Genomic DNA, 13,575 nt, shown 5'->3' with positions numbered 1-13,575 from the left:
TGCAATCGACAAGAGTTGTCGCAATTTTGAGAAACAAGAAAATTTGTGGGGGAAATTAGAAAAATGACATTGATTGTTCTGTATTGTCTTGATTTTGAATTATTGCGTCAAAAAGGATGCGTGGATGACAGTCCCTCCCATTTTGAGTTTTTCTTCCTCGCGTGTCTGGAACACCGAGCAGGCTTATCAACTACTGGAGCAACTGGGTCTCGCGTCCAGCAAACGCACCGCGGAGCGCCGGCTTCATGAGACCGGCTTTCTCCCGGTCGAACTCAAAGCTAGCGATCTTCTGGACGAACAAGGCAAGGCCCCCACGCCGTCCGTGATGGAGTGGGAAATTACGCGGTCCAAAGCCCAGCGAAAATTGGTGCTGTTCGGGCAGCTCAAGCGCTATGAAGAGCAGATGTTCCTGCATGCGAACGATGCGCGCGGTGGCCGCTATTGGATCGCGTTGGATGGAGTCGCTAATGAGGCACACAGCGCGGCGAACATCGCAACCGCGTTGGAAATGCTGCAGGCCTATGTGGGCAAGCCGCTGACGCTATTTCCTCACGCGGCTTTGGTCGCCCCATGCCGGGAGATCGACGCCCTGGCCGATGTCGATATTGCCTTGCTCAGTTATCCGCCTCGACTGAATTTGGAAAGTCAAAAGACGGCGCGGCATCCTGCGCGGGCGACGGCTTCCGAAACGCTCACGCACCTCGACCGGCTCGAAGCCGAAAGCATCGCTATCCTGCGTGAAGCGGTGGCTCAGGCTGAAAATCCCGCGATGCTGTATTCGATCGGTAAGGACAGTTCGGTCATGCTGCATCTGGCGCGCAAGGCTTTCTTTCCCGCGCCCCCGCCGTTTCCCTTGTTGCACGTCGACACGCGGTGGAAATTCCATGAAATGTATTTGTTCAGGGACGAGATCGCCCGCTCCAGCGGTATGAAGTTGCTGATCCATATCAATCCGGAAGCCATCGAAAAGAATATCAATCCGTTTGACCACGGTTCTTCCGTGCATACAGATATCACCAAGACGGTAGGCCTCAAGCAGGCGCTGGACCAACACCAATTCGACGTGGTTTTTGGCGGAGCGCGACGCGACGAGGAAAAATCGCGGGCCAAAGAGCGCATCTTTTCGTTCCGTTCGCAAAACCACCGATGGGACCCAAAGAGCCAGCGCCCGGAACTCTGGAACCTGTACAACGCGCGGAAAAACAAAGGCGAGAGCATCCGCGTATTTCCTCTTTCCAATTGGACCGAACTCGATATCTGGCAATACATTTACCGTGAATCGATTCCTATCGTACCGCTGTATTTCGCCAAGCCCAGGCCCGTGGTGGTGCGTGACGGCATGATGATCATGGTCGACGATGCGCGCATGCGCCTGCTCGAACACGAGACCATCGAGTGCCGTACCGTGAGGTTCAGGACACTAGGATGTTATCCATTGACCGGTGCGGTCGGATCCCAGGCGGCCAGCCTGCCGGAAATCATTCTTGAGTTGCTCGATGCACGCACCTCGGAACGCCAGGGGCGGGCCATAGATCTGGATAGCAGTGGCTCGATGGAACGAAAAAAACAAGAGGGATATTTCTGATGCCTCCTCGCACGAAAGCACCGCAGCACTCGCCGGCAACGCGGCAGACCGCGACGTCACCCGTGTCGCCGATAGACGCCGTGACAGCCGTTCAGGTCTATCTGGAGCGACAGCAAAACACGGATCTCCTACGCTTCATTACGTGCGGCAGCGTCGATGACGGGAAGAGTACGCTGATAGGCCGGCTGCTCTGGGAGGCGAAGCAAATCTTCGACGACCAACTGGCGGCATTGAAAGCGGATTCGGAGAAGCACGGTACCCAGGGCCGAGAAATCGATTTCGCGCTGCTGGTCGACGGGCTGACGGCCGAGCGCGAGCAAGGCATCACGATCGATGTCGCGTACCGCTTTTTCGCCACGGACCGCCGCCGGTTCATCGTGATCGACACGCCGGGTCATGAGCAGTACACGCGCAATATGATTACCGGGGCTTCAACCGCGGATGTCGCCTTGATCCTGCTCGACGCGCGCGCGGGGGTAAAAACGCAGACCCGTCGCCATGCCAATCTCGTGGCACTGATGGGCATCAAGCACGTCGTACTGGCGGTGAACAAAATGGACTTGGTCGATTATGATCAGGATCGGTTCACCCGCATCAGCGAAGATTTCGAGCATTTCGCGCAGCCGCTGGGCTTCGAGTCGATCACGGCCATTCCGCTCTCGGCGTTGAAAGGCATGAACATTACCGAACGCAGCGCGGCCACGCCCTGGTATACCGGACCGACCCTGATCGGCTATCTGGAAACCGTCAAGGTGATGCCGGCGGTCTCGGACCGGCTGGTGTTTCCGGTGCAATGGGTCAACCGGCCCAACTCCGATTTCCGCGGTTTCGCGGGGACGATCATGCAGGGCGCGGTGCGTCGGGGCGATGAGATCCGCGTCACGCGTTCCGGACATACCGCGAGGGTAAGCGCGATCGTGACCATGGATGGCGAGCGCACCAGCGCCAGCCAGGGTCATGCGGTGACGTTGACACTGGACAAAGACCTCGATATTTCTCGCGGCGACGTGTTGAGCCTGGCATCGATGCCACTCGAAACCACCGATCAGTTCGAGGCGAGCGTGATATGGCTGGCCGACGAAGATGGCCTGGTTGGACGCAGCTACGAACTGATGCTAGGCACTCAGACGACGCCGGCGGCAATCACGACCATCAAGCACCGTGTGGACGTCGATACGCTGGCGCATGAAGCACACCGAAAACTCGAGCTTAACGATATTTGCGTTTGCAATCTGGCCACCTCCAAACCGCTGGTGTTCGATGCATTCGAAACGTCGAAAGCATTGGGCGCCTTTATCCTGATCGACCGGGTTTCGCATGCGACCGTCGCGGCCGGACTGATACGGCATAGCTTGCGGCGCGCCCAGAACGTGCATCGGCAAGCGCTGGCGATTGGCCGTACCGACCGCGAGCGCCTGAACGGACACAAGGGATGCGTCATCTGGTTCACGGGTCTGTCCGGGTCCGGCAAATCCACGCTGGCTAATGCACTTGAACTGGAGTTGCACGCCAAGGGGCGCCGCACCTACATTCTCGATGGCGACAATGTTCGCCAAGGGCTGAATAGGGATTTGGGCTTCACGGAAACCGACCGGGTTGAAAATATTCGGCGGATCGCGGAAGTGGCGAAATTGATGATGGACGCCGGCATCATTGTGATGACGGCATTCATCTCGCCATTCCGTCGCGAGCGGGAAATGGCGCGTGACACGATAGGGTGCGATAACTTCGTCGAGATTTACGTCAGTACGCCGTTGGCGGTCTGCGAAGCCGCGGACGTAAAAGGTCTGTACCGCAAGGCACGACTCGGGAAACTACCGAACATGTCCGGGATCGATAGCCCTTATGAGGCGCCGGAACAGGCTGACCTTGTTATCGACGCCTCGATCGACGATGTGGGTAGTGCAGTGAGCCGGATCGAGGGTTTGATGGGTCGATGGGAGACGCCGTGACTGCATATTTCTTTAAAAAGTCACTACATTAATTAGATAATATCCCGGTGAAATGAGAGAATTCATCGGTTGATCGAAAGTCGGATAATTATTCGCTGATACTTAAAGTGGAAGAAAAATGCAGCCCAATGAACAAATTCGTATCGTGGTCATCAAGCCAGAAGGTTACACCCATTATTTGGCGTTGTACGAACTCGCGGAAACTATCATTTACGGGTTGCACGAAATAAATGTGGAGTGTGATGTAGGAGTAAATGAGCTGCACCCAACGAAGCTAAATATAATAATAGGGGCTCATTTGCTGAGTCGCGATACCCTAGATAAAATTCCGGCGAAGAGTATCATTTACAATACCGAGCAGATGGGGGCCCCGTGTTTTAAAGGGGATTCGGCATATCTCGCCATGCTGAAAAAATGTCAGGTTTGGGATTACAGTGTTGGCAACGTCAAGAAATTGCAGGAAAAAGGCGTCGACGCAATCAAATTCGTGCCGATTGGTTATGTCGAACAACTTACCAGAATCCCCGAGGTCGCTGAAGATATAGATGTATTGTTCTACGGCAGTATGAATGAAAGACGCAGTAAGGTATTGAATGATTTAATGGCGCGTGGATTCGCGGTAAAATCGGTTTTCAACGTATATGGTAAAGAGCGCGACGAGTATATAGCTCGCTCGAAGATCGTATTGAACGTACATTTTTACGAAGACCAGGTTTTTGAAATTGTGCGGGTTTCGTATCTGCTCGCCAATAAAAAAACGGTCGTCGCTGAATGCGACGAATTGACATCGATCGAGCCGGATATCAAGAGATCGGTGGCGGCCGCTTCTTACGATAAATTGGTGGAAACGTGCGCCAGACTTTTGAGCGATGAGGCTGAAAGAAAAACAATAGCCAACGATGGATTTGAGATTTTCTCAGCGAGGCGGGAGTCGTCATTTCTTGCGCGCGCGCTCGATCTCACTGACAAGTGAGTCGAGGCTATGGCGTAGCACGGGCTAGCCTATCGGTACCGATCGATTGGTACCGATCGATTGGCGCAAAGGCAGCGCCATCGTGGAGTCATGAGCTAACGCCATCGGGTGATTCGGCACGATCACCGCTCACTGCTTCTCTTTCGCATTAATTTGCAGCAAGCGCTCGGCCGAGAGTTTCACACTCGCCAGCGCGGCGGGGTGCAGGCGACCTACCATCAACGGCGTGCCAGTTGGGCGCTGGTAAGCCTTACCACGCAGCCGTACGTACTCGTCATGGAACAACGGCCATTTCGATACCGATGAGTTGGTGGCGATGCCGCCATGGACCTGGTGGAATGTCCCTTCACCCAGCAATAGCATGACACGGCCATCCGGGTCGGCGCAGGCGCGCCCCCAAGTGTCGAGATTGGCTAGGCCGCCACCGGGTGTCACAAAGCCAGGGTCATAGCAGCCCAACGCCCCCCAGTGCTCCCGGGTAAGGAATAGCGCATTGGTTTCCGCAGGAATGACGAACCACCCTTCCGCAGACGAACCGGCAAACACCGATATCGAGAAAAGGCGATAGGCGTCCTCGGTCCAATTGACCGAGGCCAGCAGTCGATCTTCCACTTCCTGGCAATAACCTTTGGGGATACTGACCCACTGCAGGTCCGGCCCTAGGTGGAATGCCAGGGAGCCGATCACTGGACGCCGATGCAGTTGCGCCGCTTCCAGCGCCGTGGCCAGCAATCGCGGCGAGGCCATGCGTGCGCCGTCGATCAGCACGCCGATCAAGTCACCACGCGCAACCGCCAGGCCGTGATTGATCGCCGGCACTGGCGATGGCGTGGCATCAGCGATGCGGTGAACGCTGATATTGCTGCCGAGTTGCAGGCATTGCTGGGGGTCGAACGGTTCGGTGGAGCCGTTGTCGACTACGATGATTTCGTAATCGCCGATGTCGATGTCGCGCTGCATGGCCGGTGACAGCGAGCGGATGGTGCGCGGCAGCTCACGCGCCATGTTGTAGCCGATGACAATCACCGACAGCTTTGGCGAGCTCATCACAATGCTCCGAGCTTGCTCTGGGCTATGGCACCGCGGCGCTTGCGCAGCATCGACAGCACCTCGGCCACGGCCGGATCCGTGGGAGCAATGACACCTCTACGCGCGAGCACTTCCGGCGGCGGCTCGATCGCGGCGCTGTATTGCCGCATGATGGGATTGTAGCGGTCCCACAGCACACGGTTAGTGGGATCCAAGCCGGCCACCAACAACAATCCGGTCGGCGCGGTGTCCAGTGGTACCAGGAGCAGATCCGGCCGCACCTCGGCCAGAACGCGGTGCAACTTCCAAATGTCGCCGGTCCAGACCCGGGTGCGGCGATCACGATCAGCCTGAGCGGAATGCGAGGGATAGATGTCGTCGAGCACGATCAGCGTTCCCGGTGTGGCCAGCCGCTCGATGTTCATGAAATCGCGCAACGCATATTCAAACAAATGCATACCGTCGATGAAGACGAGGTCCGGCGCCTGCGGCAAGGGATGACTGCCCATGTCTGCGAAATACTCGTCGCTGGTCATCGCGAATATTTGTGTCGTGGACTTCAGCGGCTGCGTGATGTTCGGTGCGGGATCCACACCGATGGCGGGGCACCGGGCGAGCTCCAGGCTGCGGCCGTGGCGAATGCCGACTTCCAGATATAGCGACGGTGCCAGTACTTCATGAAGGCTGGCCAATACTTCCAGATAGTGAACGCTGCCCCGCGTGGCTTCTTCTTCCGCGGTGCCAAGTGGCGGATCAATCGGAACGTGGGGGGCTGGCGCGCTCAGCGCTGGGTTCGGGGTCTTGGCTAACGGCAGCGTTTGCTTGGCAAATACGCCGACGAGGTCGCACCATGGCCCGCGCTCATCCCGCCACACTTCAAGCAAGCGGCAATTAGCGTATTTTGCCAGTGCACGATAGGCGTCGGGATAGAAGCGGTAGCAATCGACAGGATAGCGATGGATGGGGCCAGCGGAAGGCGCGATCAAGAACAGGAAGCCGTCAGGCTTCAGCACCCGCAGCATCTCCGCGAAGGTCAACCAGAAGAATTCGCAGTGTTCAAGCATCTGCCCGGAGAGAACGATGTCCACGGAGCCGTCTGCAACCGGCAGTCGATAGGGATCTTCGAGCACGATATCGACGCCAACGCCGGCCGTGAGATCAACGGTCAGGTATTGGTAGCGGGGATCGTCGAACACTTCGCGATAGCCCCCGTTGACATCTGCGCCGCCTACGTCGAGCACTACGACATGATCGCGCGTTTGCAATGGGCTGGGTCGGACATAGCGCTGGTAGCACTGTTGCATGTTTTCAAGCGAGGATGCATGCATTTACTGACTCCGAACTAACTTATGTATGGAAAAATAAACGAGTATCGCCGTAGCTGGCAGGCCCAGTTACGGGACAAATTCTTACGCCGGGTGCAGGAATGGTTGCGTAACGGTGATGAGCTTGTCCGTGGGGCCTTTTATCCTGGGGGCGGCGTGCCCCACAAAGCGCATTGTTCGCGAGATAAACTGAGCGGTAGGCTAGCATTGGCCGCTGTCGGCCGATCAGTTGATCAGGCAGCGGAAACGTGGCTAATTCCACGAAACGGAGGGCGTTTCGCCGTTCATAGTAATGCGGTGGTCAAAGTGTTTATCCGTTCTGCAGCCGGCTTCAGAAGCCGGCTCGAGACAGGGACGCGGGTCATCCATCCAAGGTTGCGTTGGCTGCCTTGGGACAAGCCGGGCGGCACCTATTTAATTCAGGAAACAAGATGAAAGAGAACGTGACGGCGCCCGAGTCGGCGGGGAAACTGATAGTCGTACTGGGCATGCACAGGAGTGGCACCAGCTCGACCACGCGGGCGCTGGCGGCGTTGGGCGCGGAGTTCGGCGACCGGTTGCTGCGGCCTGTTGCGGGTGTGAACGAGAAGGGATTTTTCGAGGATCTGGATATCCTCGGACTCAACGTCGAGTTGATGAATGCAGCCGGGGTCGAGTGGCATGCCATCGGCGAGATCGACCTGAGCAAGATTGACCCCGTGCGGCTCGATGCGTTTCAGACGCGGGCGATCGTGACCGTGCGCGCGAAGTGTCAGGGCAGGACGTTCGCGTTGAAGGATCCGCGGCTGTCCCGGTTGATGCCGTTCTGGCAGCCGGTGTTCGACTGCATCGGGGTGCCCGTGAGCTACGTGGTCACGGTGCGCCATCCGATCAGCGTGGCCAGATCGCTGAGCAAGCGTGACGGCTTTGCCGATGAGAAATCCTATTTGCTGTGGCTGGCCCACGTGGTGCCGGCATTGGTCGATACGCGTGGCCATACACGCGTCATCGTGGACTATGACCTGTTGCTGGACAATCCTCGCGGGGAGCTGGAGCGCATGGCGAAGCAGTTGGACCTGCCGCTGGGAGCGCAGCAGGCCGAGGAGTTCGGCCGCGAGTTTCTGGAGGAGGGCTTGCGTCATACGCGCTTCCATGCGCGAGACCTGGACGTGATTCGCTCGGCGCCGCACTCCGTGAAGAAATTGTTCGTAGCGCTGCAGGTCGCGGCTGGCACCGGTGGCAATGAAGAGGAACTCGAGGCAGCGGTTGAGTCCGGGCGGCAGTATATGGCGGACCTGGCGCCGCTGCTCAGCCTTGAGATGCGAGTGCATCAGCACATCGTCGGTCTGAACGCGGCGATTGCGCAACGCGATCAGCAGCTTGCGCAGCTCAGGGCTGCAGTGACGGAGCGGGACAATCGGATTGCCGCACTCGAACGCTCACTGGTGCAGGCGAAAGTCGTGCAGGGCGCCTGATTTATTCGCCGGCGTCCGCATCCAGCAACGCCGGCTGCGCCAATGGCAACGGTAGGGTGCCGTCGGCCAGTGCGCGCTTCTGCGCAGGGCTAAGACGCTTCACGTGGTATTCCAGGCGCGAGGCGATCGAACGATTAGGCACCGCGAATGAGGCCAGCAGGCGTTGCGGCGGATGCGAACGCGTATAGCGCGCGCCTTTACCATCCAGATGCTGCTGGTAGCGCGCCTGGACATCCACCGCAATCCCCGTGTAGATGCTGGCATCGCTGCATTCGATCAGATAGAGAAACCAGCTCATCGCAGCCCCTATACCTTGAACGGATTGCGCTCGCGCAACTCGTCCACATACGCTTCGATGCCACCCGTCTCGCGCTCGAGAAAATTCGCCACGGCATCGGCAAATGCCGGATGCGCGAGCCAGTGCGCCGAGTGCGTCACGGTCGGCAAAAAGCCGCGCGCCATCTTGTGCTCACCCTGCGCGCCGCCTTCGAACGCGGCAATCCCTTCGTCGATGCAAAATTCGAGCGGCTGATAATAGGCGGTTTCGAAATGCAGGCAGGGGATGTGTTCGACAGCGCCCCAATAGCGCCCGTACAACGTGCCGCCGTCGGGCTCGCGTTGGTACACCAGCAATGAACTGGCGACCGGTACATCCCCGCGTTGGGCAATCACCAACAGCAGGTTCTCCGGCATCGTCGCGCCTATCGTGCGGAAAAAATCGAGGTTCAGGTAGGGGCTGGAGTGATGCTCGCGATAGGTCTGCCGATAGCAGCGGTTGAAAAACCGCCAGTCGGCTTCGCTCGCCAGTTCGCCGCGGATCCGCCGAAACGTCACGCCGGCCTCGCGTACCTTGCGTCGCTCGGCGCGGATGTTCTTGCGCTTCTTTTGTTCCAGCGTGTCGAGAAACGCGTCGAAACTGGCGTAGCCGGCATTGAGCCAATGAAACTGCACGCCGCTGCGCAGCTTCATGCCGGCGGCGGTCAACGCACCGGTTTCGGCCAAGGTCGGATACAGCACATGCAGCGAGGACACTTCCGTTTGCTCGGCAAACGCCACCAACGTGGCGGCCAGCGCCGCGCGCGCCGTTTCGTCCTCGGCCAACAGCCGCGTGCCCGTGACCGGTGTGAACGGCACGCCGCACAGCATCTTGGGGTAATACTCCAGGCCATTGCGCTGATAGGCGTCGGCCCAGGCCCAATCGAAGACATACTCGCCGTAGGAGTGGTTTTTCACGTAGAGCGGGGCTGCGGCCGCCAGCTTTTCGCCTGCGGGCGTATCGCGCCATAGCGTGACGAATTGCGGCGCCCAGCCGGTTTCGCCGATGGCGCAGCCCGTGCTGTCGAGGGCGTGCAGGAACTCATGGCGCAGGAAGGGAGTGGGGCGGGCTTGGCTCGCGAGTAGCTCATTCCATGCCTGAGCATCAATCTCAGCCGGTGCATCGGCAATACGCGTGCGATAATTGTTCAACATCCGTGGCCTAACGTAACAGATTCATCCCCTGCTGGCAGGGCATGATCTGTGGAGTATCCGTTGCTTGACCGGGTCGCCCGACAGCGGGCGTCCAGCTACCAGCCGTGTTTATGACTACCCGAATCGCACTCGCTCAAATCAATCTGACCGTCGGTGACTTCACCGGCAACATCGCGACCATCGTCGCTGCTGCCCGTGAGGCGCACGCCCACGGTGCACGTATTTTTGTCGCCCCCGAACTGGCGCTCTCCGGGTATCCGCCCGAAGACCTGCTGTTACGCCCGGCATTTTACGCCCAGAGCGCGGCAGCGCTTGTGCAACTTGCCGACGCGTTGGCGCCGCTGCAGGGCTTGCATGTGGTGGTCGGGCATCCGCACCGCGCCGCTCCGGCCGGGGTCGGGGTCGGGGTCGCGATGGATTCCAGCCCCGACGCCGATCCCAATACTAATGCAAACCGGCCGATTGAGCGCGGCATGCCCCCCGCCGGCACCTTCAACGCTGCCGCGCTGCTGCTCGACGGCAAGGTCGTCGGCAACTATTTCAAGGAAGAGTTGCCCAACACCGAGGTGTTCGACGAAAAGCGGTATTTCGAGTCCGGCACGAAGCCCTTGGTTTTTCAGGTCGATGGCGTCAATTACGGCGTGGTGATCTGCGAAGATGTTTGGCACGCGCGTGCCGCGGAGCGCGCAAAGCAGGCCGGCGCGCAAGTGCTGCTGATTCCGAACGGCTCGCCGTATCACCTGGGCAAAGGCGACGTGCGCGTCGAGATCCTGCGCGATCGGATCCGCGAGTGCGGCTTGCCCATGATCTACGTGAATATGGTCGGCGCGCAGGACGAACTGATTTTCGACGGCGGCTCGTTCGTGCTCGATAGCGTCGGCACCGTAATGATGCAGATGGCGCACTTCGAAGAAAAGGTCGGGTTGATCGATTTCGTCGGCGACGTGCCGCAGCCCGCCGAAATGGTCGCCGCCCAGTCGCTCGAAGCGCAAGCGTATGCGGCGCTGGTCGTGGGGGTGCGCGACTACATCGGCAAGAACGGTTTCCCTGGTGTGCTGATTGGACTCTCCGGTGGCGTCGACTCGGCGCTCGTGCTGGCAGTGGCTTGCGATGCGTTAGGCCCCGAAAAGGTGCGTGCCGTGATGATGCCGTCGCGCTACACCGCAGATATTTCAGAAATCGACGCGCGCGATATGGCGCAACGCGTTGGCGTGCGCTACGATGAAATTGCCATCGCACCCATGTTCGATGCATTTCGCGGCGCGTTGGCGCAGGAGTTTGCCGGCCTGCCCGAAGACGCAACCGAAGAAAATATTCAGGCGCGCATCCGCGGCACGTTGCTGATGGCGTTGTCGAACAAGCGCGGCGCGATCGTGCTGACCACTGGCAACAAGAGCGAGATGGCGGTCGGGTATTGCACGCTGTATGGCGATATGGCGGGTGGATTCGCAGTGCTCAAGGATATTGCCAAGACGCTGGTGTACCGGCTGTGCCATTACCGCAACCAGGCCGAGTCGTTTGCAACGCGCGACATCATCCCCGAGCGCATCCTGACTCGCGCGCCGTCGGCCGAGCTGCGCGAGAACCAGACAGACCAGGACAGTTTGCCGCCGTATGAAGTGCTGGACGCGATCATGCAGCGTTTTATGGAAGAGGATCAATCGATCGGAGAAATCATCGCGGCTGGCTATGCTGCTGAAGATGTCCGACGCGTCACGCGGCTGATCAAGATCAACGAATACAAACGGCGCCAGGCGCCGATCGGCATTCGCGTCACGCACCGCGCGTTTGGGCGCGACTGGCGTTATCCGATCACCTCGAAGTTCAACGAAATGCCGTGATCTGCGCTGCAATCCGATCACGGTCGACAGGTTTCCACGCGTTGCCCGGGCACTGTGTGAGCGCCCGGATCATTCCAAGAGGTCATCATGAAACGAGTTACTGCTGTCATTAAACCGTTCAAACTGGACGAAGTGCGCGAAGCGCTTGCCGAAGTTGGCCTGACCGGCCTGACCGTGACCGAAGTGAAAGGCTTCGGTCGCCAGAAAGGTCATACGGAGCTGTATCGCGGCGCCGAATATGTGGTCGATTTCCTGCCGAAAGTGAAGGTGGAAGTGGTGGTCGCGGCGAATCAGGTGGAGCAGGTTATCGACGCGATTGTCGGTGCTGCGCGCACCGGCAAGATCGGCGACGGCAAGATTTTCGTCACGGAAGTGGAGCGGGTGGTGCGCATCCGTACGGGCGAGCAGGACGAAGCGGCGGTTTGAGTCCGGTTGCCGCGATCTAAGTTAGGTCGCGGCCATGTCAGCCAGGTCGCTGCCTGCAGCACGCACCAGGCGCGGCCTGCAGTACGCATCAGGTCGCGGCCTTGAGTAGGCAACAGGCCACGGCCCTCAGCGCGGCAACGTGATCCTGAATCGATAGGTCACTAGCCGCGTTGCCAGGATCAGGCCGGTCGCAAGCGCGGCGCTCGCATCGGCCGTCGTGCCATTGCTCACCAGTGCGATATAGGCCCAGCAACCGACGAAGGCGCAGCTTGCATAAGGCCGCGAGTCGCGCAAGATTATCGGCACCTCGTTGCACAGCACGTCGCGCAGCACCCCGCCGAATACCCCCGTAATAACCCCCATCATCACTGACGTAAACATCGGCAGATCCATGGCGATCGCGAGCGCTGTGCCGCTGATGCTGAATAAACCGAGCCCGACGGCGTCGGCGACCAGCAACACGCGCCGGGTGATCACGCTCGAGATCGGTTTCAGGATGAACGGTGAGAAAAGCGACAGCAGGAACACGGCCAGTACGTAGTTCTGATGCTCGACCCAATAGAACGGGCGTCGCTCCAGCAGCAAATCCCTCAGCGTGCCGCCGCCGAACGCGGCCAGGAACGCAATGACGAACGCGCCGACCACGTCGAGTTGGCGCCGGCGCGCTTCGATCAGGCCGGAAATCGCATAGGCGAAAATCGCGATGCCTTCCATCCCTGTCAGCAGGCCGGAAAGCCGCAGCAGATGCGCGGGCTCGACGGTCATGGTTGCCCGTGGCGAAGCTGGCTGCCCGGCTGCAGCAGAACGACGACCGCGCCGGCGCCGCCATCATGCGGCCGCGCCTGGCAAAAGGCGATCACTTCCTCTTTTTGCACCAGCCACGCGCGGACCTTGCCTTTTAGCACCGGCTGCTTGTTCAGCGATCCCAAGCCCTTGCCATGGATCACGCGGATGCAGCGCAGGCCGCGCTTGACGCTGTCGCGCAGCATGTCGGCCAGGGCCACGCGGGCTTCTTCGCGGCGCATGCCGTGCAAATCGATCTGAGCTTGTACGATCCAGGCGCCGCGGCGTAATTTGCGCACCACGTCGCCGCTCACGCCGGGCCGGCAAAACGACACCGACTCGTCGATTTCGAGCATGCATTCCGGATCGAACTCGTCGGAAATGGCTTCCGTAAGGACCGCGGCTTCGTCGCGTTGGGTTTGCAGCGGCAGCGGCAATGGCGTGGCGCGGGCACGCACGATGCGCGGCGGCGCGCTCAGTGGCTGGACTGCGCCGATTTCGTTGCGAAACACGTTGGCGGCGAGTTCGGCTTCGCGGATCCGCTCGGCTTCCAAGGCACGGGCCTCGGCGCGGCGCTCGGTTTCGGTGGCCAAGGTTGCACGTAAGGCGCCGAGCGCATCGAGGCTGCGCAAGCGGGCGTTGGCCCGCTGCGGATGCGTAGTCGATTGCGATCGCGATTGCTGCGCGGCGTTAGCCCCGGCGGCGCTCGGCGTTGTCGCGTCACGACGCGCCACGCT

General features: G+C 59.6%; 12 protein-coding genes. 6 read left to right on the top strand and 6 right to left on the bottom strand.

Going from position 1 to position 13,575, the window contains the following annotated elements:
• Window positions 1-124 precede the first annotated feature (124 nt).
• From cysD to GSQ77_RS20460, 3 genes are all read left to right on the top strand, one after another.
• Window positions 125-1,585: a sulfate adenylyltransferase subunit CysD gene (gene cysD / locus GSQ77_RS29295; RefSeq protein WP_158904592.1), complete on the top strand. Its 1,461-nt coding sequence runs from the start codon at window positions 125-127 to the stop codon at window positions 1,583-1,585.
• Window positions 1,585-3,537 carry a sulfate adenylyltransferase subunit CysN gene (cysN, locus tag GSQ77_RS20465; protein ID WP_158904591.1) on the top strand — a complete coding sequence of 651 codons (1,953 nt, stop codon included), beginning with the start codon at window positions 1,585-1,587 and terminating at the stop codon, window positions 3,535-3,537. The genes cysD and cysN overlap by 1 nt, the downstream gene beginning before the upstream one ends.
• Before the next feature lie 118 nt (window positions 3,538-3,655).
• Window positions 3,656-4,510: a hypothetical protein gene (locus GSQ77_RS20460; RefSeq protein WP_158904590.1), complete on the top strand. Its 855-nt coding sequence runs from the start codon at window positions 3,656-3,658 to the stop codon at window positions 4,508-4,510.
• Between the two features lie 129 nt (window positions 4,511-4,639).
• Here GSQ77_RS20460 and GSQ77_RS20455 read toward each other — a convergent pair whose 3' ends face one another.
• Entirely contained in the window at window positions 4,640-5,557 is a 918-nt protein-coding gene (locus tag GSQ77_RS20455; protein ID WP_158904589.1) for a glycosyltransferase, read from the bottom strand.
• Entirely contained in the window at window positions 5,557-6,804 is a 1,248-nt protein-coding gene (locus GSQ77_RS20450; protein WP_158904588.1) for a methyltransferase domain-containing protein, read from the bottom strand. The genes GSQ77_RS20455 and GSQ77_RS20450 overlap by 1 nt, the downstream gene beginning before the upstream one ends.
• Before the next feature lie 491 nt (window positions 6,805-7,295).
• On the opposite strand from GSQ77_RS20450, the gene GSQ77_RS20445 reads away from it, so the two are divergent.
• Window positions 7,296-8,318, top strand: a complete 1,023-nt coding sequence (locus GSQ77_RS20445; protein WP_158904587.1) for a sulfotransferase family protein — start codon at window positions 7,296-7,298, stop codon at window positions 8,316-8,318.
• A 1-nt stretch (window position 8,319) separates the two neighbouring features.
• Here the strand turns inward: GSQ77_RS20445 and GSQ77_RS20440 are convergent, their stop codons facing one another.
• Entirely contained in the window at window positions 8,320-8,616 is a 297-nt protein-coding gene (locus GSQ77_RS20440; protein WP_158904586.1) for a GIY-YIG nuclease family protein, read from the bottom strand.
• A gap of 8 nt (window positions 8,617-8,624) precedes the next feature.
• Entirely contained in the window at window positions 8,625-9,788 is a 1,164-nt protein-coding gene (locus GSQ77_RS20435) for a GNAT family N-acetyltransferase (RefSeq protein WP_158904585.1), read from the bottom strand.
• Between the two features lie 110 nt (window positions 9,789-9,898).
• Between GSQ77_RS20435 and GSQ77_RS20430 the strand changes: the two genes are divergently transcribed.
• The gene (locus GSQ77_RS20430; RefSeq protein ID WP_158904584.1) at window positions 9,899-11,629 is read left to right on the top strand and encodes an NAD+ synthase; all 1,731 of its coding nucleotides are present in this window, start codon (window positions 9,899-9,901) and stop codon (window positions 11,627-11,629) included.
• An 87-nt stretch (window positions 11,630-11,716) separates the two neighbouring features.
• On the top strand, window positions 11,717-12,055 hold the full coding sequence (locus GSQ77_RS20425) for a P-II family nitrogen regulator (RefSeq protein ID WP_158904583.1): 339 nt from the start codon (window positions 11,717-11,719) through the stop codon (window positions 12,053-12,055).
• Between the two features lie 126 nt (window positions 12,056-12,181).
• Here the strand turns inward: GSQ77_RS20425 and GSQ77_RS20420 are convergent, their stop codons facing one another.
• Both GSQ77_RS20420 and GSQ77_RS20415 read right to left on the bottom strand, forming a co-directional pair.
• Window positions 12,182-12,820 (bottom strand): trimeric intracellular cation channel family protein, encoded by a 639-nt coding sequence (locus GSQ77_RS20420; protein WP_254067718.1) that lies wholly within the window; start codon window positions 12,818-12,820, stop codon window positions 12,182-12,184.
• Entirely contained in the window at window positions 12,817-13,470 is a 654-nt protein-coding gene (locus tag GSQ77_RS20415) for a Smr/MutS family protein (RefSeq protein ID WP_367889683.1), read from the bottom strand. Before GSQ77_RS20415 ends, GSQ77_RS20420 begins: the two co-directional genes overlap by 4 nt.
• Window positions 13,471-13,575 lie beyond the last annotated feature (105 nt).

Origin of the sequence: Burkholderia sp. L27(2015) (assembly GCF_009765705.1) — a bacterium.
In the GTDB taxonomy this organism is placed as follows: domain Bacteria; phylum Pseudomonadota; class Gammaproteobacteria; order Burkholderiales; family Burkholderiaceae; genus LMUX01.
Note: the sequence above shows the minus strand (reverse complement) of the source record. Positions and strands in the feature narration are given on the sequence as shown.